This is a genomic window from Nostoc sp., assembly GCF_036919895.1.
Classification (GTDB): domain Bacteria; phylum Cyanobacteriota; class Cyanobacteriia; order Cyanobacteriales; family Nostocaceae; genus Nostoc.
Genome location: NZ_JBALBW010000069.1, coordinates 15839 through 40253, shown reverse-complemented (window position 1 = coordinate 40253; position 24415 = coordinate 15839). Strand labels below are relative to the sequence as shown.

The window sequence follows — 24415 nt, the reverse complement described above, 5'->3', positions numbered from 1 at the left end:
AGAGCGATCGCCTTTTCCTGTTTCCTGTGTATCCTCTGACGTAGCCTCTCGTAGAGAATTAATCGCCTGTTTTTTCCTAACTAATTGTCCGTTTAATCGGAATTTGTATCGAGAACTCACAGCCATTACCAGGTTCAGAAACGCATTTGATAGTACCGCCGTGTTTTTCTACAATAATTTGGTAACTAATAGATAAACCCAAACCAGTACCTTGTCCAGGTTGTTTGGTGGTAAAGAAAGGTTCAAAAATGTGCGATCGCACCATCTCTGGAATCCCACAACCATTGTCAGCAATCCAAATCAGAACAGTATTCTCTTCTATAACTTCTGTACGTATCCAAATTTTAGGATTGTCAATTATTTCTCCACTAGTTGTTGAGTTTTCCAGTGCATCGAGCGCATTGCTGAGAATACTCATAAATACCTGATTCATCTGGGCTGCATAGCAGACTATTGGAGGTAATTCACCATATTGTTTAACCACCTCAATAGCTAAAGAATTAGTCTGTGCTTGCAGTCGATGTTGTAAAATCAACAAAGTACTATCGATACCTTCATGAAGATCGACGGGCTTCATTCCGGTTTCGTCAAGTCGAGAAAAACTTCGCAACGATAAGACTAATTGAGAGATTCGATCTGCCCCAATCTGCATTGAAGTAAGAATTTTGGGCAAGTCATCACTAATGAAATCTAAATCCAGTGCTGCAACTTGCTTTTTAATTTCTTCTGTTGTCTTAGGATACTGTTTTTGATAGAGGCGCAGTAACTTAAATAAATTTTCGGTATGTTCATTAACATAAGTAATGTTGCCATAAATGAAACTAATCGGGTTATTAATTTCATGTGCTACCCCAGCAACTAACTGCCCTAATCCTGCCATTTTTTCACTTTGAATTAACTGGCTCTGAGTTTGCTGTAATTCTTTAAGAGTCTGAGTGATTTCTTCTTTCTGACGTTGAGTTTGTTCGAGTAGTTCTGCTTGTTGAAGTCCTACACCTAACTGAGTACCAATCTGCATCAGCAAATCGATTTCATCTCCTTGCCAATCACGAGGTTTGGTATTTTGATAAGCTGCTAGTAATCCCCAAAGTTTCTCACCCTGAAAAATCGGCACAATCATATATGCCCTAGTCTCCATTAGCTCAAGCAGGGCAATATGACAAATAGAATAATTGGCGCTGTAAATATCTTTAATGACACAACTTTTAGCATTAGCAAACCTTCCGCCTTCCGTTTCTTGTAAGTAATCATCTGCAACTACAGGTACAATTTCCCTTACTGGTGTCCAACCTTGGGCTAATGATTCAGCAACAAATTCGCCACTCCAATCAGCCGCGAATCGATAGATTGTGACTCGATCGACCTCCAATAACCGCCGGACTTCTTCTGTACTAGTAGCAAAGATGGTATGAATATCAAGAGATTGGCGAATTTTCTCCACCGTTGCGGCTAAGGCCTTCTCTCTTTCGGCCGCTTTCCGTTCTCGTTCGGCGGCTTTAGCTAGTTTTTGGGCTTGAACCTGCATCTGTTTCAATGACTCAGCTTGCTGTAATGCTACTCCCAATTGAATGCCAACTTGCGCCAATAAGTTGATTTCCTCATCTTGCCAATAACGGGGTTGGGAGTTTTGATAAGCTACTAACAATCCCCACAACTTCTCGCCTTGAGAAATTGGTACAAAAGCTTCATTCCGTGCATACTTACCCGCTTGCTTTCTTTGCACAAGAACGCCTTCTGTCACTGGCTGCGGCTTAACCATTGGTGTCCAGCCATCAACAATGGAATCGGCGACAAATTCGCCACTCCAATCAGGATAGAAGCGGTAAATTGCAACTCGTTCCACTTCTAATAGCCGACGAACTTCTTGAGTTGTGGTTTTAAAGATGGCTTCAATTTCCAAAGACTGACGAATTTTTTCTACGGTGTTTGCTAACGCCCTTTGCCTTTCAGCAGCTTTAGTAATCTCTGCCGTTTGGATTTGCATTTGTTGGATAAATTCCGCTTGCTGCAAAGCCACACCTAATTGCGTACCCACTTGGGTAAGCAAGTAAACCTCATCTTTTTGCCACTCACGGGTTCCAGCATTCTGGTACGCTGCTAGCAAGCCCCAGAGTTTCTGACCGTGGTAAATGGCAATGATTACATAAGCTCTTGCCTGATAAATTTCTAAAATTTTAATGTAGCAATTGCTAAAACCTGAATTATAAATATCATTACAAATCCGGTATACTTCACAACTGCTAAAGCTACCACCTTCCGTATCTTGTAAGTAGGTATCAGCAACTGGGGGTTTAGCTAAATCTTTGGCGCTACATTCACTAACGTTTTCACTCAATTCTGGCCGATGCAATTGTTCATCGATCAGGGAAATCCAACCCTCTGCCACTGATTCAAACACAAATTCACCACTCCAATCGGGATTGAAGCGATAAATAGCCACGCGATCGGCATTTAACAGCTGCCTCAGTTCTCCGGTGGTTGTGTGGAAAATGCCTTCTAAGTCTAGAGACTGACGGATTTTCTCAATGGTTATGGCTATGGTTTTCTGCCATTGGGCTGCTTTTTCTCTGGCTTCTGCTTGTGCTAGTTGTGCTGATTGTAGTTTTACTTGTTCTATGTAATCTGCTTGCTGTAAAGCAACTCCTAGATGTTCGGCGATTAATTGCACAAACTCAATTTCTGATGCTTCCCATTGCCGAGAATTACTACACTGATGAATACATAATAATCCCCATAAATTTTTACCTTTTATCAAGGGGGCAGTTATATTTGCACGGACTTGGAATCTTTCTAGAATCTGGATGTAGCAATCACTGGCATTAACTTGATAAATATCAGCTATTGCTTTAATTCGGCCTTGCTGATACAACCCTGCAAACTCCTCGCTAAAGCAGTGGTCGCGCAGTTTGGCTGCTAGTGCCGAATCCCATTCTGTTGCCACATCTTCATAAATAAATTCTCCTTCCCATGCCAAATTAGGATAGAAACGAAACACGCCAACCCGATCGCTTTTCAGAAGTTGGCGGACTTCAGTGACTGTAATTTTGAAGATCGCGTCTATATCTAGAGACTCGCGGATGCGGGCTATAACTCCAGACAAGGCTTTTTGTTGCTCATTCTGATGCAAAGAGGATGTTACATCTGAGTGAGATTCTTGCCGTTCTGAATTTGGTTCTATGGGTTGAGTAGTAGAGGAGTTTTCCATTCCCAGTGGGACTTTAAAATATTGAAAGTCTTCTATCTCATGATTCCCGTTGCGATCGCAAAGGTAACAGTATTTCCTCGGAATGCCAAAAAAACATTGTAGGGACACGATACTATCGTGTCCCTACAAAAACATTTTCAACCACGAGAAAATTATCGCCGCTTGGGAGTGGCGCTGCGGCTGGTGCGTTTTTCTTCATCTCGGCGACGGCGATCGCGCCAATCTGCCACAGTCAAATAACCAATACCACCGGTGACTACTACGAGCAGCACTATGGCTACTAAAGTTAAAATACTCAAAAATGGACTTTCCACAGTGCTTCTACAGTCCGTTACGTCCCCAAACTACCATTGCAATTGACCAGGTAAACACAACTAACAGCGATACCCAACCTAGTGTCAAAATCTCCATAGTCCCGCTTTTCAAATAATTACAAAAGGTTTCTAATCTTTATCATACAGGGATTGGGCAGGCTGAGATTTTTTTTATAAATTACATTGTAACTTTGGCGGGCGATGTTTACGACAGGCTAAGTCTACGCAAAGCAGACACCATCTTTTCTTGGTACGCTAGTACTTCCAGCATTAATAATGTGAAAAAATAGCGATCGCGCTTTCTCAACTAGATACTTTGGGAATACTAGGGTTACGGGTATATATTCCAAATCTAACAACCCCTAGTGTTATGCCGACATTTTTCAGCTATTTTTTCCAATCTAACGGTTTTATTCCCCACGGGCATTGTTATCTCTGGCAAACTGGATTAGTTTGGCTCCACATTATTTCTGATGCCACCATTGCCCTTGCCTATTATTCTATTCCCTTCTTACTAATTTACTTTATTTCCAAGCGCAAAGACGTTCCTTTTAATGGAGTCTTTTTATTATTTGGTGCTTTTATCATTGCCTGTGGTACTGGACACTTGATAGATATTTGGACGCTTTGGCATCCAGACTATTGGGTTTCAGGTGCTTTAAAAGCTCTAACTGCCATTATTTCCATATATACGGCATTTGCGTTATTTTACCTCATGCCTCAAGCTCTGGCACTACCTAGCCCAGCCCAGTTAGAAGCTATTAATCGAATCCTTTCCACTGAAATTGTTGAGCGTAAGCGCATCGAGAAAGAACTACGCCTTACGGAGGAAATAGCTCAAAACTCCAGCCAAGCCAAGAGTGAATTTCTCGCCAATATGAGTCATGAACTACGCACACCCCTTAACGGCATCCTGGGTTATACACAAATTATCCAACGCACAGAATCTTTGAGTGAAAAAGGACGGAAAGGACTCGGCGTTATTTATCAATGTGGTTCTCATCTTTTAACCTTAATTAATGATGTTTTGGATCTCTCCAAGATAGAAGCCCGGAAGTTGGAATTATATCCTATTGATTTCTACTTCCCTGCCTTTATAGATAGCGTGACTGAAATTTGCCGCATTAGGGCAGAACAAAAAGTAATCGCATTTAACGTCGAACTCGATCCTAATTTACCAACGGGTATTCATGCTGATGAAAAACGCTTGCGGCAAGTACTGATTAACTTGCTTAGTAATGCCATGAAATTTACTCATCAAGGCAGTGTTACCTTCAAAGTTCAGGTAGTTGAGCAAGAATCAAATGCCAATGACAAAACTAACTACAAAATTCGCTTTGAGGTAATAGATACTGGCACGGGTATAAGCCCTGAACAAGCTAAGAAAATCTTCCAGCCCTTTGAGCAAGTGGGAAGTCAGAAACGACAATCTGAAGGTACAGGTTTAGGATTAGCAATCAGCCAAAAAATTGTTTTGTTGATGGGTGGTCAAATTCAGGTAAAAAGTGAATTTGGCAAAGGTAGCACCTTCTGGTTTGAGGCAAAATTGTCAGAATCTAAAGACTGGGCAAAGGTTTCTAGAGTGGTTGAGCAAGGAACTATTATTGCTTATCAAGGACAAAGGCGCACTATTTTGATTGCAGATGATAAATGGGAAAACCGATCGGTAATTGTAAATTTACTAGAGCCGGTTGGATTTACTGTTGTAGAAGCTAATAATGGTCAGGAAGCGTGGGCACAGTCTCTAGCTAACAAACCAGATATGATTATTACTGACTTAGTAATGCCGATATTAGATGGATTTGAATTCATTCATCGTTTGCGTCAGTCTGGGCAATTTAAGGAGACTCCTGTCATCGCTTCCTCAGCCAGTGTATTTGCAGTCGATCAACACAAAAGTATTGATGTCGGTGCAGATGCATTTTTACCAAAACCTATAGAAGCTGAAACCCTGCTAGAAATGCTACGACAATTTTTGCAGCTAGAATGGATTTTTGACGTTAATTTAGACGCGATCGCAAAAACCTCTACAGGTGGTTTTGAAGAACAGACTGAAATCATTTATCCTGCTCAAGAGGTTTTACAAGAGTTGCTCGAACTAGCCCAAGACGGTGATATTCAAAATATTTTAGAAATGGTTGAACAACTTTCTGTATCTGATCAGCGACTAAACACTTTTGTTCAGAAGATAATCCAGCTTGCTAGTAATTTCCAACTCAAGCGGTTGGAAAGTTTTATTGAAGAATATATCAATTAATTTAAGTCAAATTGCATTTTTAACCGATCATGAGAAAACCCCAAAATAATGGATTTATTTTGATTGTAGATGATAACCCGACAAATTTATCTGTCCTGTGTGCCGCGCTTAATAGTGAGGGTTTTCGTTTCCGGGTTGCAGTCGATGGAGAAACTGCGATCGCCCAAGCTGAACGCAATCAACCAGAATTGATTTTGCTGGATGTCCAAATGCCGGGTATTGACGGCTTTGAGACTTGTCGTCGTCTCAAAGCTAATCCTGTCACCGAAAACATTCCAATTATTTTCACCACTGCTTTGGCGGATACGGAAAGCAAAACTAAGGGATTTTCCCTCGGTGCAGTAGACTATATTCCGAAACCCTTTGCCCAAGAGGAAGTTATTGCTAGAGTCCGCGTGCATTTACAACTCAAACAATTGAATGAATCTTTGGAACAACAAGTTAGCGATCGCACCAAGGCTTTGCAACAAGCCCAAGTCCAACTGGTACAGCAAGAAAAACTATCAACGCTCGGAGAGTTAATCGCTGGTATTGGCCATGAAATCAACAACCCCATTAACTTTATTTCTAGCAATATTCCACCCTTGGAAGAATACATTGCTGGAATCACTAAGTTGCTTTTACTGTATGAACAAGAATATCCCAACCCAACAGCCAAAATTACCAATGCTATTGAGAACTTGGATCTGAATTTTGTTCTCGAAGATATCGGAAAAATTTTGAACTCACTCCAGATAGGAAGTGAACGAATTCGCAACCTTTCTAATTCACTCCGCAGCTTCTGTCGCTCGGATAGTGATGCCAAAATTTCTGCCGATTTGCACCAAGGACTTGATAGTACACTAATGATTTTACAACACCGGATCAAGGCTAGTGGCGATCGTCCCGGCATTGAAGTTATTAAAAGTTATGGAGTATTACCAGAGATAAATTGCTATCTCGGTCAGATGAATCAAGTATTTATGAACATTCTAGCAAATGCAATTGATGCTCTTGATGAAGCTATACTGGAAGGCAAAATGAGCAATCTAATTCCTCAAATTAAAATTACAACAGAAATAGATTCTGAAAAATTGGTTGTAATTCGGATTGCTGATAATGGAATTGGTATTCCTGAACGGTTAAAAAAACGCTTGTTTGAGCCGTTGTTTACCACAAAAAGCGTGGGAAAAGGCACTGGACTCGGCTTGTCCATAGCTTATGAAATAGTTGTAGAGAAACACAAAGGTGTATTAAATGTAAATTCTCAACCAGGTATGGGAACTGAGTTTATCATCAAAATTCCCATATAATAGCAGCATTTAATTAATTACAAAGCTGCTGTAGCATTTATCATATTGGATATTGGGGAAGTATTTTCCCAATACCCAATCCCTCATTTATATATAGAGTGAATTCAACTTTAGATCCTAAATTAATAGTAGAACGCATAGAATCCCTCAAGGCTGGAATAGTTGGAGGTTTATCTATGTGTTTTACTTTTATATTTACCAGTCTCTTGAATACTTTTGGATTAGCAAAGTATTTTGAGATCCTTGCAAGTCTGCAAAGTAATGTTAACTGGCATTGGTTGATCGGTGGTGCAGTTGCAACTTTTACTGGCTTATTATTTGGTGTTACCTATCGTTATATCATCCGCTCAGATAAAAATCCCCAACTCAAAGCTGGTGGTGTTTTGGCCTTTGGCTTGGTGCGGGGATTAACTCAGATAGAGCTTGGGTGGAATTCTCATAGTACAATTTGGCCTTTTTTGGTATTAGCAGCAGAAAGTTTATTGTGGTTTGCCTTTGCTGCGATCGCTCTTGATATCGCTATTCAACGCCGTTGGCTTAAACCTTTCTCATCATAACTTTTCCATCAGGAGTGCTGTAAAATCCTGAAGATAGGAAAAGGTGATTAACAGAGTCAGAATAGAATGGTACAGGATAGGAAGTCAACGGTTATAATCACAGGTGCCTCTTCAGGTGTCGGTTTGTACGCTGCCAAGGCTCTTGCTGAAAGGGGATGGTATGTAGTGATGGCCTGTAGAGATGTAGCGAAGGCTCAACTTGCAGCCCAATCTGTAGGAATCCCCCACCAGGGCAGCTATACTATCATGCATATCGATATTGGCTCAATGGATAGCGTTCGACAATTTGTGAAGAACTTCCGAGCAAGCGGAAACTCTTTAGACGCTTTAGTGTGCAACGCTGCAATTTATATGCCTTTGCTAAAGGAGCCACTGCGAAGCCCAGAAGGATTTGAGTTAAGTGTTGCGACAAATCACCTCGGACATTTCCTTTTGTGCAACCTGATGCTAGAAGATCTAAAGAAGTCATCTTCAAATCCAAGGCTCGTAATTTTGGGAACTGTTACCCACAATCCAGACGAACTGGGTGGGAAGATTCCGCCGCGTCCAGACTTGGGCGATTTGCAGGGCTTTGCAGAAGGATTTAAAGAACCAATCTCAATGATTGATGGCAAGAAATTTGAACCAGTCAAAGCTTACAAAGACAGCAAGGTTTGTAACGTGCTAACCATGCGGGAACTCCATCAGCGCTATCACGAGTCAACAGGTATCGTCTTCAACTCTCTCTATCCAGGATGTGTTGCAGAAACGCCGCTATTTAGAAACCACTATCCCCTGTTTCAGAAAATCTTCCCATTATTCCAGAAGTACATCACTAAGGGATATGTGTCTCAGGAGTTGGCAGGAGAAAGGGTTGCGGCGGTGGTTGCCGATCCTGAGTATAATCAATCTGGTGTGTATTGGAGTTGGGGAAATCGCCAGAAAGAAGATGGTAAATCCTTTGTTCAAAAGGTTTCTTCTCAAGCCCGCGATGATGACAAAGGCGATCGCTTATGGCAACTAAGCGCCAAGTTGGTTGGAATTGCATGATGGCATAGGATTTAGCGTTATCCTGGAGCATAATTCATTAATTCATCGATCCACTTTTTTTAAATTAATCGGCATTATATCCAGGTGAAAAATGGTTGAGGTGATTATTAAGTCACCTCTGAATTTATTGATAGCTTTATTTAATTTCAAATTAATTTGTATAAGCCATAGCTCTGAAATAATCTTCAGGAAAAGCAGAGAAGATTAAATATGAACTATGGCTATTAGAAATCCGGTTTGATTTACAAAAAGATCCGTAGGGGAGCAAGTCGTGTGGGCGGGTTTCCCAAGCGCACATCTATGCATACCTCCTAAATTGGTTTTATATCTTTATATAAAGAAAATTCTAGGAATAACTCAGAATCTATTAGTGTGAGGATTTATATCCGCTATTGAAGTCCACTAAATTTAATATTTAGTGGAGGATGCTAAACCCTTGATTAATTGCTAATTGCTTAACCTTCTTGTGAATTCTGGCTCCTGCCTCCTAAATTCTTTCTTGATAAAATTCAACATCTTTACTGAGGCTATTGAATTGTAAAAAAGCGAAGCTAGGGCATTCAGCGATCGCATCTCTGCAAGCAAGAAGATTGGAGCATCAACCAACGCCTGATTTCGCTTGTGATTCTTATCCAAAGGTTTAAGGAAAAACGATTATGGCAACAGAAGAAGCATCGATTAGCCTGGTAAAAGATATAAATACTGGTGGAGTTTCCTCTAACCCGCAAAATCTCACCAATGTCAACGGCACACTCTACTTTGTTGCTATCGACAACAGTAGTGGCTCTGAACTTTGGAAAAGTGATGGTACAGAGACTGGTACTGTCCTTGTAAAAGATATCTTCTCTGGTACAGGTAGCTCTAATCCGCAAAATCTGACTAATGTCAATGGCACACTATACTTTAGAGCGATCGACAGCACTGGAGGAACTGAACTGTGGAAGAGTGATGGCACCGAAACTGGTACCGTCCGCGTCAAGGATATCTTCTCTGGTACAGGTAGTTCTAATCCGCAAAATCTGACTAATGTCAACGGCACACTCTACTTCAGTGCCAGCGACGGCACTGGAGGAACTGAACTGTGGAAAAGTGATGGCACCGAGGCTGGTACTGTTCGCGTCAAGGATATCTTCTCTGGTACAGGTAGTTCTTACCCGCAAAATCTGACTAATGTCAACGGCACACTCTACTTCAGTGCCAGCGACAACACTGGAGGGACTGAACTTTGGAAGAGTGATGGCACCGAAACTGGTACTGTTCGCGTCAAGGATATCTTCTCTGGTACAGGTAGTTCTTACCCGCAAAATCTGACCGATGTCAACGGCACACTCTACTTCAGTGCCAGCGACATCACTGGAGGGACTGAACTTTGGAAGAGTGATGGCACCGAGGCTGGTACTGTCCGTGTCAAAGATATCTTCTCTGGCACGGGTAGCTCTAATCCGCAAAATCTGACAAATGTCAACGGCACACTCTACTTCAGAGCTAGCGATAGCAGTGGAGGCATTGAACTTTGGAAGAGTGATGGCACTGAGGCTGGCACTGTCCGAGTCAAAGACATCTTCTCTGGGACAGGTAGCTCTTACCCTAACTATCTAACGAATATCAACGGCACGCTGTACTTCAGTGCTAGCGATAGCAGTGGAGGCATTGAACTTTGGAAGAGTGATGGCACTGAGGCTGGCACTGTCCGAGTCAAAGACATCTTCTCTGGGACAGGTAGCTCTAATCCGCAAAATCTGACCAATGTCAACGGCACACTCTACTTCAGTGCTAGCGACAGCAGTGGGGGCAATGAACTGTGGAAAAGTGATGGCACTGAAGCTGGTACTGTCCGCGTCAAGGATATCTTCTCTGGTACGGCTAGCTCTAATCCTAACTCTCTTGCCAATATCAACGGCACGTTGTACTTCAGAGCTACTGACAGCAGTAGTGGCTCTGAACTGTGGAAGAGTGATGGCACTGAAACTGGTACCGTCCGCGTCAAGGATATAAATACTGCCACAGTTTCCTCTGAACCGTACTTTCTAACCAATGTCAACGACACGCTGTACTTTAGAGCCACCGACAGCAGTGGCGGCAATGAATTGTGGAAGAGTGACGGTACAGAAGCTGGAACTGTTCGTGTCAAGGATATCTTCTCCGGTACAGGTAACTCTAATCCGCAAAATCTGACCAATATCAACGGTACACTGTACTTCAGTGCCACCGACAGTAGTGGGGGCAATGAACTGTGGAAAAGTGATGGCACAGAAACTGGTACTGTCCGCGTCAAGGATATCTTCTCTGGTACTGGTAATTCTGACCCGAACTTTCTGACCAATGTCAACGGCACGATGTACTTCGTTGCCACCGACAGCAGTGGGGGTCGGGAACTATGGAAGAGTGATGGCACCGAAGCTGGTACTGTCCTTGTAAAAGATATCTTCTCTGGTACTGGTAGCTCTAATCCGCAAAATCTGACCAATATCAACGGCACGCTGTACTTCAGTGCTAGCGACAGCAGTGGGGGTCGGGAACTGTGGAAGAGTGATGGCACTGATGCTGGCACTGTCCGCGTCAAGGATATCGTCTCTGGTACGGGTAGCTCTTATCCGCAAAATCTGACAAATGTCAACGGCACGCTGTACTTCAGTGCTAGCGACAGCAGTAGTGGCTCTGAACTGTGGAAGAGTGACGGTACAGAAACTGGTACCGTCCGTGTCAAGGATATCTTCTCTGGTATAGGTAGCTCTAATCCGCAAAATTTGACCAATGTCAACGGCACGCTATATTTCAGTGCCACCGACAGCAGTGGAGACAATGAACTGTGGAAGAGTGATGGCACAGAAACTGGAACTATCCGTATCAAGGATATCTTCTCTGGCATAGGTAGCTCTAATCCGCAAAATCTGACCAATATCAACGGCACGCTATACTTCAGTGCCAGCGACAGCACTGGAGGGACTGAACTATGGAAGAGTGATGGCACCGAAACTGGTACTGTTCGCGTCAAGGATATCTTCTCTGGTACAGGTAGCTCTAATCCGCAAAATCTGACCAATATCAACGGCACGCTATACTTCAGTGCCAGCGACAGCAGTGGGGGCAATGAACTATGGAAGAGTGATGGCACTGATGCTGGCACTATCCGCGTCAAGGATATCTTCTCTGGTACGGCTAGCTCCAACCCTAACAACCTAACTTATGTCAATGGCAAACTCTATTTTTTTGCTGACAACGGAAGTACTGGGCAAGAACTTTTTAAGCTTGACCTGAACAGTACTCCTACTGACCTCAGCCTGAGTGCCACTAGTATTAACGAGAATGTTCCTGCTGACACAGTAATTGGCAACTTTAGCACCACTGACGCTGATACAGATAACACCCACACCTACACCCTAGTTTCAGGTGCAGACAGCACCGATAACAGCGTCTTCACAATTGTAGGTAACGAGTTACACATCAACGTCTCACCCGACTACGAAACCAAAAATAGCTACAACATCCGTTTACGCACCACAGATGGAGGTGGCTTATTCTACGAGAAAGCGATCGCGATCGCAGTCAACAATATTAATGATGCCCCAACAGTGGCAAATGCCATTGCCGACCAAACAGCGACAACAGACACCACTTTCAACTTCAACCTAGCAACAAACACCTTTGCAGATGAAGATGCGGCAGATAACCTCACCTACAGCGCCACCCTGGAAAATGGCGAATCAATCCCCAGTTGGTTGACTTGGAACGGTACTACTTTGAGCGGTACTCCCACAAATGACAGCGTTGGTAGCCTCAACATCAAAGTTATCGCTAGTGATGGAATAACAGATGTCAGCGATGTTTTTGCCCTGACAGTGGTTAATAATGATGCTTCCACCACTTTTAACGACAGCATCACTACAAACGAATTAAATGGTGATATAGAAAGTGACAATCTCATTGGTGGTTTGGGGAATGGCACCTTATTTGGTGGCGTAGGTGAGGATGTACTCCTCGGTGAAACTGAGCAACATAGTTTTAAACTGACTAATGCCCACACCAGAGGTCATGATATCATCGCTAATCTTACTATTGGAAATGGTACTATCTTCATTTCCAAGGCAGAATTCGGACTGAGACAATCTCAGGATACGATACTCGATTCGGGTTTGTTGCGACTTGGGACTAGTGCGACAACAACAGGCGATCGCTTCATCTACGATCGAAGTACGGGAAACCTATTCTTTGATAAAGATGGAGTTGGTGGTACAGCACAAGTTAAGATAGCCCACTTCTCGAATTAGGCAATGCTTGCTAATGCAAACATTACTGTCATTGTCTAACTTTGCTGTGTAGCTAGTTTCCTTGACTTGCACCTTTAACAGATATATAATCATAATTACATTGAAGGGGAGTAGCTGCTGGCAAAAAACATAAAAAGCCAGTACATCTGAATCAACATACTGGCGATGAGCCTGGTTCAGATGGCAAGTAAATATTTGAAAGCGAGACCTTCACTAAGTTCACACCGAAAAGTGTAAACTTGGTGAGGTCTTTTGGTTCTCATCAAGCTTCACATCGGTAAACGATTCTTCAGGAGCTTGAGAGAGTGTTAACAGCTTTTACCGCAGCTTTATTATTAATTACAGTTTCCGAACTAGGCGATAAAACATTTTTTATCGCCGTTATTTTGGCAATGCACCACCCGAGGCGGCTGGTATTTACAGGAGTGACAGCTGCTTTAGCTGCAATGACAATCCTTTCGGTGCTATTTGGGCAAGTGGTATCTTTGTTGCCAAAAATTTATATTCATTACGCCGAAATAGCCTTATTTTTTGCCTTTGGTATCAAGCTGTTATACGACGCTAGTAAAATGTCCTCGGCTGCTTGTGATACAGCAGTTGTAGAAGAAGCCGAAGCTGCGGTGAAAAAAGCAGATTTGGAGTTACCAAAGAAAAAGACTTCCTTAGCAATTGTCATAGAAGCCTTTATATTGACATTTATGGCAGAGTGGGGCGATCGCACCCAAATTGCCACCATTGCCCTAGCCGCAGGTAATAATCCAATTGGAGTGACAATAGGTGCAATTTTAGGACATGCCATTTGTGCTGCGATCGCAGTTATCGGCGGCAAAATGATTGCCGGACGCATTTCTGAGCGTCAACTCACCTTTGTTGGCGGATGCTTGTTTTTAGTCTTTGGTGTCGTTGCTGCCATTGAGGGAGCGTGAGAGGAAAAGCAGGGGAGCAGGGGGAGAGAATTAATAACCAATTCCCGATTCCCTACTTTGGAGTACTTTTCAATGAAGGTGCGGGAGATGCAGCCGGATTAGGAATGAGGGAAGCAGTTGCTGCCTTTTTAATTTCGTCTTTGTACTGAGCAGGTGCTAAAGCTGCGGCAGTATCAAACAAAGGTTTTGCTTCTGCGTTTTTGCCCTGTTGTTTCAGGAGCATCGCTTTTGCCACAACAGGGCGAAAATCTTTAGGATCTTTCTTAATTGCCTGGTCGTATACAGAGCTAGCTTGAGCATAGCGTTTCTGGGAAGCATGAACAGAACCTAACAGCACTTGCACGGCTACTGTATCTACACTTCCCGGCTGAATTGTATTTGCTTGGGCTGCTTTAGAGAGGCTTTCTTGCAGCAAACCAATAGCTGCTTCTGGGCGTTGCTGACTGATTAACAGAGCTACCATTCCTTGCAAAGCCTTCAAATCGCCCGGTTTTGTGGACAAAATCGTGCGATAAGCTTGAGCGGCTCCTTCGCGATCGCCTATTTGCTGTTTCGCTTGAGCTAGTAAGACTGAATATTCTGACTGTTCGGGATTTAGCTTGGCTAGCTTTTCTAGGGGTTCAATAACAACTTGGATATCAGCTGGTTTAATTTCACTTTTTTCTTTTTGACTCAATAGTTGTAGCCGCGCCTGCAATAAGCCCTTAAGCGCAGTCTGATTTTCCGGTTCCCTTTGCAAAACCAGTTCATAACCCCGTACTTCGTCTTCCAGTTTTGATTTTTGGTCAGAGGAGGGCAAAGTGCCTCTGGTGCTAGCGGTATTCTGATTTGAGGGTGGCGTATTATTAAATGCTCCAATTATGGGAATCACTGAAACACCCACAAAAGCAAGAACTGCCAGCGCCAAGACAACTTGAACCATCCAGCGATTGCGTGTTTGAAACACAGTTTTGTCTTTCTCCTGAACTCTAATGACATTATCATTTACACAAATCGTAAAGTTAAAAATTTCCAAAACTTTGCGGAATACCGCCAATTGCCTGTGAATTTTATAACAATTAACTATCTACACTGCTAAAGTAAGTGATGACTTTAGGAGGAGCCGTCAGAATTGTAGCTATGATATGCTTCCCAAACTAGTGTCAGGGCGCTAAATTACACGTTTAATGTACAAACACTAAATTTAGCGCCTTTAGGATTGTATAGAGTATCCTAGTGTGACTTTGTGAAAAGCAAATATACTTTCATCAGTCGCACAAATGCTCTTTTCAGCTACCTTTATAAAATCCCACAATGGGATGTGTCTCCGCCGCAAGGAGTTTTTATGAATTCCGACCTGATGCCGTTGCCTGAATCCTCCAATTCTTCTGCCTCTAACCAGGGCCCAACTAATATAGAGGCAGCCGCTAATGTTCGCATAGCAGCCAAGTCCTCTAAAGAAGTTGAAAATTCGCCTGTTAACCCCAGTGAGACTGACTCAAATGGCAACTTAGCCAATCGACAGCAACCGATTCCGCCTCCCAGCGAACCGATGCAGTATCGAGCGATCGGATTAGTCCGGGGTCGCTATCATGCTAGCAGCGAACAATTTACTCAGGGTACGCTGCTAACCACAGATGGTGTAGAACTCAATGCCGTCCTCCTAGGCCGGATTATGAGCTTAGTCAAGAATCACCTAGATTTAGAAAAAGAACACTTGTGGGTAGTATATCCACGTACCAGACAAGAAAATGACACCTTGCACATCCAAATCGTCGGAGTTTGGGAGCCAGAAAATCTGGCTAAAAACTCAACAGATGAGGATGAGTTAGATTTAGAGTTGCAAGAGTCACAAACACTCGATGATGGCTTATCCGAAAATTCTGAATTAAGCACAATTCCCACGATCCCCTCATCAGAAGTAGCTGATGGTGGTTTTTCTGTTCGTGGTGAGGTAGTATACCAATCTTTTGACGCTAAGAGCTTAGTAGTCAAAATTAGGCAGGCTGCACGCAAACCAACTGACAAACCCAAGTATTTCAAATTGAAATTGAGGGGTGTCCTGACGACCAAAGCAGTAGGAAAGTTCTGGGATTTTCAAGCCAAGCGAGAAGCTGACGTTTTGATAGTAGAAAAAGCTGAAGCGATCGCTGACTTGCCCAAAAAACGTAAACCACCATTCAGAGGTGGCCCTCGTGCTGGCGGTAGCGGTGGTATTGGTGCTGGTGGTAGAAAACCATTCCCCCCCAGACGCAGTGGCGAAACCCCGCGTCCTATCAAGAAAACAGGCGCAGGCAGCGACATCTCTGTGGTGTCAAAACCTATACCAAAAACGCCTGCTCCGAAGCCTATTATCAAGCGACCAAAACCGACTCAAGAGTAGGATTAGGGATTAGGGATTGGGGATTGGGGATTGGGAATTAGAGATTGGGGATTAGATTAAATATTAGGGTTAAACTAATTTTTTTCAATCCCCAGTCCCCAGTCCCCAGTCCCCAGTCCCCATTCCCCAGCCTCAAAAATCCGTCCGACGGTCTTGGGGTAGAAAAGATCGATCCATCGGAATTGGCGAAACTGGTTCTGTAAGGGTAAACGTCCCTGCTTCAATCCACTTTTTCAACTCTAGGGCGACTTGTCTAGAAAAAAACAAACTCGCTAAAGGGGCAGAGCGTACAGCTTTGCCCTCAATAGCGATCCTTCCAGATTTGAGTTGGGCGTAACTTACCAAACCAAAGGTGGGACGAACCCGCCGGGGAATGGAAAAATCCACTATTGGGGCTACTAAGTCTTTATCCTGGACGGCACAGTGTTCAACTACTTGTTCATTTAATACAGGCAGTGGGACACCAACGCCTAACATCAATGAGGGGCCATAACTTTTGAAGTAACAACCCCGCACCCAATGAGCATCCATTTGCTTGGCATCACCAATTAAAGCTAAAGTGGCGGAAGGCCCAATCGGTGTCCGATTAGCTAAACGTTTTTGTAAGGGGAAGTGCTGAGTGCCTTCCCAGGCGACATAGCCAACACCGCCGCCTAAAAAAATTCGAGTCCCTATACCAACGAGTTGCAAATCGGGATCGTTGAGTAAGGGGGAAATAGCACCGGGATTAGAATAAACAGCATTCCCCAGACGCGGTTGTAAAGGGCCGAGATAGGTGAAGAGGGGGCGATCGCCACCATTTACACCGACAATAAAATTTTGATAAAGATTGCGCGGATTGAATAAATAAAACTGATTAATCGTTTCACTAGTAACTGTAGTTTCAAAACTTGCTCTGGGGTAACAATCAGTTACTTGCCCCTGCGCTTTTACGTGTATAGTTTTGCCAGCGATTAAATCTTCGATTACATGACCCCCGCCACGTTCTCGGACTTCTTCGCCATCTGTTGTCTCCACAGCACAACTCGCACCTAAATATAAATCTACTGCCCCAAAACCAGAGTATGCTGGCACGCCATCTAACCAGCAACGGCGAATTTTTATCGGTGGATCGGTGTGTCCGAGATTAATAATTGCACCACTTGATTCCATCGGCTCAAACGTACCAGTGGTAATTACATCAACTTCTTTAGCAGCTTTAGTAACACCGATTTCTACAACTCGTGCCTTTAATTCTTCAGTTGTCAGTACTACCGCACGTTTACGGATAATTTTCTCGTTAATTTCTGCAATTGTTCGCATCTGATCAGTGCTAGTGCTTCCTGCTATCTTCCTCTTTGAAGGATATCTTGATAAATCAGAGACTCTTGCATAATTTCCTCTCGAAATAGTTGTTACCAATCTCTACGCGACAGCTTAACACCCTGGATAGGGTTAAAATTCTCTAAAAAAATTTAAGTATTGCAAAGTCTGAATCATGTATTTTTTGGGTCAAGCACGCTACCTAGACCTCATCTAAGTTGAGAATCGTAGGTTTCGCCCTCACCCTAAATTTGGAAGAAGGGGTTGGAGGATTCGACCCCTGATGAATTGAAGCCTCTGAACTCCTGTAAGAAAGCGGGAAGCTGATATTGAGAAATAGGTAAAAAATATTTTCATATCTACGTAAGATTACTACTAAAAAAGTCTTGCATTATCAATCAAATGTATGTATGGTTAGGATTGATTAGATTTGCTGGATTTAATGATTTCACATCAACAGAAAGAAACATTTATAGCTGTTGTAAAGCATTCTAAGCCAGCTAGTCAATCGCAAAGTGGGATTTAGTAGCAGATACTAGAAAGTTTTGGGAAGGAGAAACTACTTAAGAGCAGTAATAGAAGGAATGTCTAAGCAAAAGTTATAATTATAGCTATTTGTGAGGTTATCTTGACTCTAACCCCTGAACACAATTCTACTTGTTGCTATTCATTTTATTCCTATATTTCACCCGATAACGAATTGAGTAAGAAGCAATGACTACTTCTGAATTAACTAATCTCGATAAAAAAAACCAAAGCAGGATTTCTAATAGGATTGAAAATTTATCTTCTCCATCAGATGATAAAAAGTTGTTTAACTTGAAAGTTATTGAGTATTTATTACTTGCAGCTTTTGTCTCTTCTGGACTCTTTATTATTTTTCTTTCAGAAGATAAAACAGTTGTAATTTCTGGAGCAGTATCTCTAACTTTCTTGTTTTTTTTGTTACTCATTAATAGACAAGTATTCCAGAACTATAAAAAGGCAGCTAATCAGTCAGAACTCACCAAAAAAGCTGAACTCTATAGTTATCTGTTGACCAATCCTAATTCTTGGGATAAAGAGACGCTGACTCTAACCAGAGGAAAGGCTTTACAATACAGCCAAGACTTGATTGACGATTATAAAAAAATTAGGGGTCTATCAAGGAACCTTTACTATAGTTTGCAAATTGCGACAGTAATTTTATCAGGAGTCACACCAATTTTAGTTCTAGTAGACAAATTAGAAGCAGGACAAGCTTGGCTCAAGTGGCTCCCTGTACTTTGCCCAGCTATTGCTTCTATCGTTGCTAGTATAGTTACCTCTTTTCCTTTTCAGAAAAATTCCCTTGCTGCTAACACAGCCGTTGAATTGTTAGAAGCTGAACAAGAGAAATTTATATTGGGAGTGACTCCACCTTATCGTTGCTATGATGTGTCTGATGAAACGCAACAGCAACAAAAGGCAAGTCAAGCATTAGAATACTTTATTGTTCAAGTGAACAACATTCACCTTAATCAATTGCAACAAACTAGTGAGACGCAATCAGAGAAGCCAGAATCAGCTTCATCTAATGAGTTAAATAAACTAGGAGCAGAGGTAACGAAGTAGAAAGACACCTGATTAGATAATTGCGATCGCTAACCAGTAGAATATTGTTCGTGGTTAACGTTTTAAACAGGATTTATCTAGATTTTACTCGATATGCGTGCGATCGCCTTGACTTCGCGTCTTAATAATTCTTAACTGAACCTTACGGGTGACAGTTGAAAAATAAATGAGGGTATAGGCAATTTTTGAAGTTGATTATATCCTCATTTCTATAAACTAAGTTTTTGCAGTCGCCTATAAGTCTAAGTTAACGCTTGAGCAACTACTGCCGAAAGTGAATCGTTTGCTGCTTGCTTCAACAATTCGGCTTTATCGGTCTGTTCCCAAGGCAAGTCTAAATCAGTCCGCCCAAAATGACCGTAAGCCGCGACGTCCTGATAAAAACGTCCGCCTCGTTCACTTGGTAAGTTGCGTAAGTTGAAGGTATGGATAATCCCTGCTGGACGCAGTTCAAAATGTTGGTTGATTAATTCCAATAAGATTTCTTCATCCACTTTGCCTGTGCCAAAGGTATCCACTAAAATGCTTGTTGGTCGCGCTACACCAATAGCATAGGATAGCTGGATTTCAACTTTTTCTGCCAACCCAGCAGCGACAATATTTTTCGCTACATAGCGAGCCGCATAAGCAGCAGAACGGTCTACCTTCGTGGGGTCTTTGCCAGAAAAAGCGCCGCCACCATGCCGTGAATAGCCACCGTAGGTATCAACGATTATTTTCCGTCCTGTTAGACCAGAGTCTCCTTGAGGGCCACCAATGACAAATTTGCCAGTGGGGTTGACTAAAAAACGTGTCTGCTCGTTAGGCTTAACGTCAATGTCGCCAAAAACAGGTTCGACTACTGCTGCCCAGAGGTTTTGTTTAATCTTGGCTTGTACAGCCGCTTCATCCGTAATTTCCCCAATAGTGGCTGTATGCTGGGTAGAAATTAGAATAGTATCAATACCTACTGGTTGCCCATCTTCGTAGACTACAGTTACTTGAGTTTTACCATCAGGACGCAGGTATGACAATTCACCTGTTTTGCGGACTGCTGCCAATCGGCGAGCAATGCGGTGGGCGAGACTGATGGGTAATGGCATCAGTTCTGGTGTTTCATTGCTGGCAAAGCCAAACATTATACCTTGGTCGCCTGCACCAATTTTGTCGAATTGTTCATCACTATCTTGCTCGCGGGTTTCTTGGGCGGTGTTAACGCCTTGAGCAATATCGGGTGATTGTTCGTCTAAAGCCAGCAGAACGCTGGTGCTGTTAGCAGAAAAGCCATTATCAGCATTGGTATAACCAATTTCGGCAATTTTTTTACGGGCGAGATTGACGAAATTCACATTGGCTTTGGTGGTTATTTCACCAGTGATTAGCACCAAGCCAGTATTAACTACTACTTCAGCAGCGACCCGGCTAGTGGGGTCTTGTGTCAGTAAGGCATCCAGAATGGTATCAGAAATCTGATCGCAGATTTTATCTGGATGACCTTCGGTGACTGACTCGGAGGTAAATAAATATCGACGAGACACAGCAAATTCCTCCTGAATTGAGTTTTTTCGCTGACTAAATGTGAGTATTTAGTTCAACTACCTAAATTTAACGTGAGTTCTATGAACCTCTCCCGAACTTGAACTTTAGCTCAAGTCCATCCCTCTCAGATTCGGAGAGAGACAGCTTTAGGTTCTTAGAGGTCTTTTGATTCAGCTCGTTAGGCGAACACCACATAAACTGTATAACTCACGTTAATTTATGAAATCATAACAATATTTATACTTCAGTAGTTAGTATCTTGTTGATATTGATAAAAACCACTAATCATAAGGCAAGTATGTGTAAATAAGATAAATTTATGCTAATTATTTTTTGGGGCGAATGTGTTTAATAACACAAAAAAAGGGGGACACTCAGAAGCGTCCCCACAAACTTTGACACAAGCACTGCTACTTTTAAACCTGAATCGCTAACTTTGCTTCTGTAGCTGTCAACCGCTCATAAGCAGCACGCATTTTCAAACCTGTCAGTACTTGGAAGAAACCAGTACCGTTATTGGAACCTGGATACTCGCGGTGCTGGAGTAACAAGTGAGTCAATTCACCCTGATATTTGGTGGATGTATTGCTGAGATGGGTTTCGATGTAAATTACTTCTTCCAAGTTATCAAATTGACCATCTACTTCTAGTACTGAGACATAGCGACCGTAATAAACATCCGAACCATAGTATAGTTGCATACCAGGGTAAGAACAGGTCAGCTTGCGTCCACAAGGAGTCCAATTAATTGTTGACCCTTCATCAAATAGGTAGGTCGGTTCAAAGCCTTCCTTCCCTTCCCGTTGAAGCATCCGTACCCGTAGGACTCTGCGCTCGGTGTCGTTTTTGATCAAGTTTGTGGGTAATACTTGGAGAACTACATCGGCAAATTCTCTTTGTGGTTCGATAAACTTCTCAAAGTCAGGTTTGCGGGAATTGATTTGCGCTAAGACATCCTCGTAGCGATGACCGCGTTCAGCCATATCTCGCTGAATTTTCCAGGCAATTTTGACTTCATCGCTAATGTCAAAATAAACACTGAAGTCGATTAGCGATCGCACCCGCTCATCATATAAAGGATGCAGTCCTTCAACAACTATAATGCGATTCGGCTCGATCCGCTCTGGCGGATCGAGCAAGCCAGTTTCATGGTTGTAAATCGGCTTATCAATCCCTTGACCACTTTTGAGCGCTTTAATTTGCTCATACATTAGGTCAAAATTGTTCGCCCTAGGATCTAATGCAGTTATCCCAGTTTCTTTACGCTGTTTGCGATCTAAGGAGTGATAATCATCCAAGCAGATGACTGTCATTAAATCTTCACCAAACAAATCTATCAAACGACGCAAAAACGTAGACTTCCCACACCCAGAGTCTCCGGCTACTCCAATCAGTACCACGCGTTCCGGCTTACTTGTCATAAATCTCCTCTAAAATACTAAAATTGTGTCAATATTTTTTCACACAGCAGATTCCGAAGCCAGGAGTTGATCCCTTTGGTTCATCCTGCGTTCTTGCTACCTAGCACATCTATAAGACACCAAGCGGGTAAACAACAAAGTAATTAAGTTGCTACTCGTCGGACTAGCCTGAATGTTGGTGCCGGTAAGTATTTAATCCTAGTGGTATATTTGATTTTAACAGAAGGAGGTATCCCATACAAGATTGCTGTCAAGAAGAATTAGCATGGTTCATGAATCATTTTTTGGTGATTTAGTTGTTAATTTAAAAATGGGGATCAACACTGCTCATGAGTATTGCACCTCTGTAATTCTGCTACTTATGACTCTACAAATTTAAGTTTATAAGGTATAATTTAAGATTGCAGCGATTTTATTGATGTTCTTAAATTGTAATTCCAGTTCGACAATGCTTAAGATATTCAAAGCAAAAATCTATCCAACGAATGAGCCAACAACTTGTCATTAGTCAAATTATTCGCTGTAAATTTATGGATAGGCTCAAATAGAAGCGTTGGTTTATAGCAGATTACTGAATATAGCTTGACAATCAAACTAGTCCTCCTTATGAATATCTGCTATCTATCGTGAGTTACTCGTTGGGTAGTGTTGGATAGTCAGGTAAAAAACTATCTCGCTGATGCAGATGGTAGTTAACAAAAAAAAGATTAAATTGACTCATTATTAACATTCTCCACAAGACTTATCCTTTACCTTAGAAGGTGAACAGGTGTGTTTTTTGCTATGCCTGCATGTCTTTGGTGAGTGTACTTAGCAAAGCATTAATTTAATGATGCCGTTTTTCCTTCAGAGCCAGTTTTGTGAAACGAAAATCCGGTAAACTAAAGCTGGTAAGGTAGGGGAATTGTTTTTTTTTGAAAAACGGTTAAGTAAATTATCGGAGTGGTAGAGCGAATGTACAATCAAGGTGCTGTTGAGGGTGCTGCCAACATAGAATTAGGTAGCCGCGTCTTCGTTTATGAAGTGGTGGGTTTGCGTCAGGGAGAAGAAACCGATCAAACTAACTACCCAATTCGCAAAAGTGGCAGTGTGTTCATCAGAGTGCCTTACAACCGCATGAATCAAGAAATGCGACGTATCACTCGTCTAGGCGGCACAATTGTTGGTATTCAGCCTGTAACTGCGCTACAGCCAGTTAATGGTAAAGCCTCACTTGGGAATGCTACAAGCGAAGTCAGCGAGTTAGCTACATCTGGGGAAACTGCTAACACTGAAGGGAATGGTAAAGCCACACCTGTAAATACTCATAGTGAAACCAAAGGTTTTGCTAAACCACCAGCTGAAGAACAGCTTAAGAATAAGGACAAGAAAGGCAACACCATGACTCAAGCGAAAGCCAAAAAAGACCACGGTGACGTTCCTGTTAACACTTACCGTCCCAATGCTCCATTTATTGGCAAGGTAATATCTAATGAACCGCTAGTCAAAGAAGACGGTATTGGTATTGTTCAACACCTTAAATTTGACCTTTCTGGCAGTGATTTGAAGTATCTAGAAGGTCAAAGTATTGGGATTATTCCACCAGGAGTAGATAAGAACGGTAAACCGGAAAAACTCAGGCTATATTCTATCGCGTCAACTCGTCATGGCGATGATGTAGATGATAAGACAGTATCACTGTGCGTCCGCCAGTTGGAATACAAGCACCCAGAAACTAGCGAAACAGTCTATGGTGTTTGCTCTACACACCTGTGTTTTCTCAAGCCAGGGGAAGATGTGAAAATTACCGGGCCAGTGGGTAAGGAAATGTTGTTACCCCAAGATCCTGAAGCTAATGTGATCATGATGGCAACCGGAACAGGTATTGCGCCGATGCGGGCTTACTTGTGGCGGCAGTTTAAAGATGCGGAAAAAGCTGCTAACCCAGAATACGAATTTAAAGGACTCTCTTGGCTGATATTTGGCGTACCAACAACTCCAAACCTGTTATATAAGGAAGAACTGGAAGAGATTCAACAAAAATATCCTGATAACTTCCGCCTCACTGCTGCCATCAGCCGCGAACAAAAAAATCCCCAAGGCGGTAGAATGTATATTCAAGACCGCGTAGCAGAACATGCTGATGAATTGTGGCAGTTGATTAAAAATGAAAAAACCCACACCTACATCTGCGGTTTGCGCGGTATGGAAGAAGGTATTGATGCAGCTTTAACTGCTGCTGCTGCTAAGGAAGGCGTAACCTGGAGTGTTTACCAGAAGGAAATCAAGAAAGCTGGTCGCTGGCACGTAGAAACTTACTAAGTTAGTCATTAGTCATTGGTCATTTGTAAATACTAATGACAAAAGACAAATGACAAGGGAAGCAGGATAA

Annotated in this window: 16 protein-coding genes; 9 read left to right on the top strand and 7 right to left on the bottom strand. The window is 42.5% G+C overall.

The genetic code is table 11. The features are described 5' to 3' along the window. Positions 1–76: 76 nt before the first annotated feature. The 3 genes from V7K55_RS13310 to petN form a co-directional block, all read right to left on the bottom strand. Entirely contained in the window at positions 77–3205 is a 3129-nt protein-coding gene (locus V7K55_RS13310) for a GAF domain-containing sensor histidine kinase (RefSeq protein WP_334831960.1), read from the bottom strand. Positions 3206–3357: 152 nt separating this feature from the next. Then, the gene (locus V7K55_RS13305) at positions 3358–3519 is read right to left on the bottom strand and encodes a hypothetical protein (protein ID WP_292702163.1); all 162 of its coding nucleotides are present in this window, start codon (positions 3517–3519) and stop codon (positions 3358–3360) included. Between the two features lie 7 nt (positions 3520–3526). After that, positions 3527–3616 (bottom strand): cytochrome b6-f complex subunit PetN, encoded by a 90-nt coding sequence (gene petN / locus V7K55_RS13300; protein ID WP_012408302.1) that lies wholly within the window; start codon positions 3614–3616, stop codon positions 3527–3529. Positions 3617–3889: 273 nt separating this feature from the next. Between petN and V7K55_RS13295 the strand changes: the two genes are divergently transcribed. The 6 genes from V7K55_RS13295 (at position 3890) to V7K55_RS13270 (ending at position 13848) form a co-directional block, all read left to right on the top strand. Beyond that, positions 3890–5776: an ATP-binding protein gene (locus tag V7K55_RS13295; RefSeq protein ID WP_334831955.1), complete on the top strand. Its 1887-nt coding sequence runs from the start codon at positions 3890–3892 to the stop codon at positions 5774–5776. Positions 5777–5805: 29 nt separating this feature from the next. Continuing rightward, complete coding sequence (locus V7K55_RS13290) at positions 5806–7068, top strand: hybrid sensor histidine kinase/response regulator (protein WP_334831953.1); 1263 nt, start codon at positions 5806–5808, stop codon at positions 7066–7068. A 125-nt stretch (positions 7069–7193) separates the two neighbouring features. Then, positions 7194–7625: a hypothetical protein gene (locus tag V7K55_RS13285; RefSeq protein ID WP_334832010.1), complete on the top strand. Its 432-nt coding sequence runs from the start codon at positions 7194–7196 to the stop codon at positions 7623–7625. Between the two features lie 66 nt (positions 7626–7691). Further along, positions 7692–8654 (top strand): protochlorophyllide reductase, encoded by a 963-nt coding sequence (locus tag V7K55_RS13280; protein ID WP_334831951.1) that lies wholly within the window; start codon positions 7692–7694, stop codon positions 8652–8654. A 656-nt stretch (positions 8655–9310) separates the two neighbouring features. Further along, a complete protein-coding gene (locus V7K55_RS13275) occupies positions 9311–12922 on the top strand; it encodes an ELWxxDGT repeat protein (RefSeq protein WP_334831949.1) in 3612 nt (1203 codons plus the stop codon). A gap of 305 nt (positions 12923–13227) precedes the next feature. Next, on the top strand, positions 13228–13848 hold the full coding sequence (locus V7K55_RS13270; protein ID WP_334831947.1) for a TMEM165/GDT1 family protein: 621 nt from the start codon (positions 13228–13230) through the stop codon (positions 13846–13848). Positions 13849–13900: 52 nt separating this feature from the next. Here the strand turns inward: V7K55_RS13270 and V7K55_RS13265 are convergent, their stop codons facing one another. Next, positions 13901–14794: a tetratricopeptide repeat protein gene (locus V7K55_RS13265; RefSeq protein WP_334831945.1), complete on the bottom strand. Its 894-nt coding sequence runs from the start codon at positions 14792–14794 to the stop codon at positions 13901–13903. A gap of 378 nt (positions 14795–15172) precedes the next feature. Between V7K55_RS13265 and V7K55_RS13260 the strand changes: the two genes are divergently transcribed. Further along, positions 15173–16210: a hypothetical protein gene (locus tag V7K55_RS13260; protein ID WP_334831943.1), complete on the top strand. Its 1038-nt coding sequence runs from the start codon at positions 15173–15175 to the stop codon at positions 16208–16210. Positions 16211–16342: 132 nt separating this feature from the next. On the opposite strand, the gene V7K55_RS13255 is transcribed toward V7K55_RS13260, so the two are convergent. Then, complete coding sequence (locus tag V7K55_RS13255) at positions 16343–17512, bottom strand: homocysteine biosynthesis protein (protein ID WP_334831941.1); 1170 nt, start codon at positions 17510–17512, stop codon at positions 16343–16345. A gap of 714 nt (positions 17513–18226) precedes the next feature. Here V7K55_RS13255 and V7K55_RS13250 point away from each other — a divergent pair. Further along, positions 18227–19105 (top strand): DUF4231 domain-containing protein, encoded by an 879-nt coding sequence (locus tag V7K55_RS13250; protein ID WP_334831939.1) that lies wholly within the window; start codon positions 18227–18229, stop codon positions 19103–19105. Between the two features lie 242 nt (positions 19106–19347). Here the strand turns inward: V7K55_RS13250 and metK are convergent, their stop codons facing one another. Continuing rightward, complete coding sequence (gene metK / locus V7K55_RS13245) at positions 19348–20622, bottom strand: methionine adenosyltransferase (RefSeq protein ID WP_334831936.1); 1275 nt, start codon at positions 20620–20622, stop codon at positions 19348–19350. Positions 20623–21039: 417 nt separating this feature from the next. Further along, entirely contained in the window at positions 21040–22044 is a 1005-nt protein-coding gene (locus tag V7K55_RS13240) for a phosphoribulokinase (RefSeq protein WP_094327608.1), read from the bottom strand. A gap of 954 nt (positions 22045–22998) precedes the next feature. Here V7K55_RS13240 and petH point away from each other — a divergent pair. Then, complete coding sequence (gene petH, locus V7K55_RS13235) at positions 22999–24345, top strand: ferredoxin--NADP reductase (RefSeq protein WP_334832008.1); 1347 nt, start codon at positions 22999–23001, stop codon at positions 24343–24345. Positions 24346–24415 lie beyond the last annotated feature (70 nt).

Coding starts and splice junctions, on each gene's coding strand:
- V7K55_RS13310 (WP_334831960.1), bottom strand. CDS start 3,205: ATGGAAAACTCCTCTACTACTCAACCCATAGAACCAAATTCAGAACGG.
- petN (WP_012408302.1), bottom strand. CDS start 3,616: ATGGAGATTTTGACACTAGGTTGGGTATCGCTGTTAGTTGTGTTTACC.
- V7K55_RS13295 (WP_334831955.1), top strand. CDS start 3,890: ATGCCGACATTTTTCAGCTATTTTTTCCAATCTAACGGTTTTATTCCC.
- V7K55_RS13290 (WP_334831953.1), top strand. CDS start 5,806: ATGAGAAAACCCCAAAATAATGGATTTATTTTGATTGTAGATGATAAC.
- V7K55_RS13280 (WP_334831951.1), top strand. CDS start 7,692: ATGGTACAGGATAGGAAGTCAACGGTTATAATCACAGGTGCCTCTTCA.
- V7K55_RS13275 (WP_334831949.1), top strand. CDS start 9,311: ATGGCAACAGAAGAAGCATCGATTAGCCTGGTAAAAGATATAAATACT.
- V7K55_RS13260 (WP_334831943.1), top strand. CDS start 15,173: ATGAATTCCGACCTGATGCCGTTGCCTGAATCCTCCAATTCTTCTGCC.
- V7K55_RS13255 (WP_334831941.1), bottom strand. CDS start 17,512: ATGCGAACAATTGCAGAAATTAACGAGAAAATTATCCGTAAACGTGCG.
- V7K55_RS13250 (WP_334831939.1), top strand. CDS start 18,227: ATGACTACTTCTGAATTAACTAATCTCGATAAAAAAAACCAAAGCAGG.
- V7K55_RS13240 (WP_094327608.1), bottom strand. CDS start 22,044: ATGACAAGTAAGCCGGAACGCGTGGTACTGATTGGAGTAGCCGGAGAC.
- petH (WP_334832008.1), top strand. CDS start 22,999: ATGTACAATCAAGGTGCTGTTGAGGGTGCTGCCAACATAGAATTAGGT.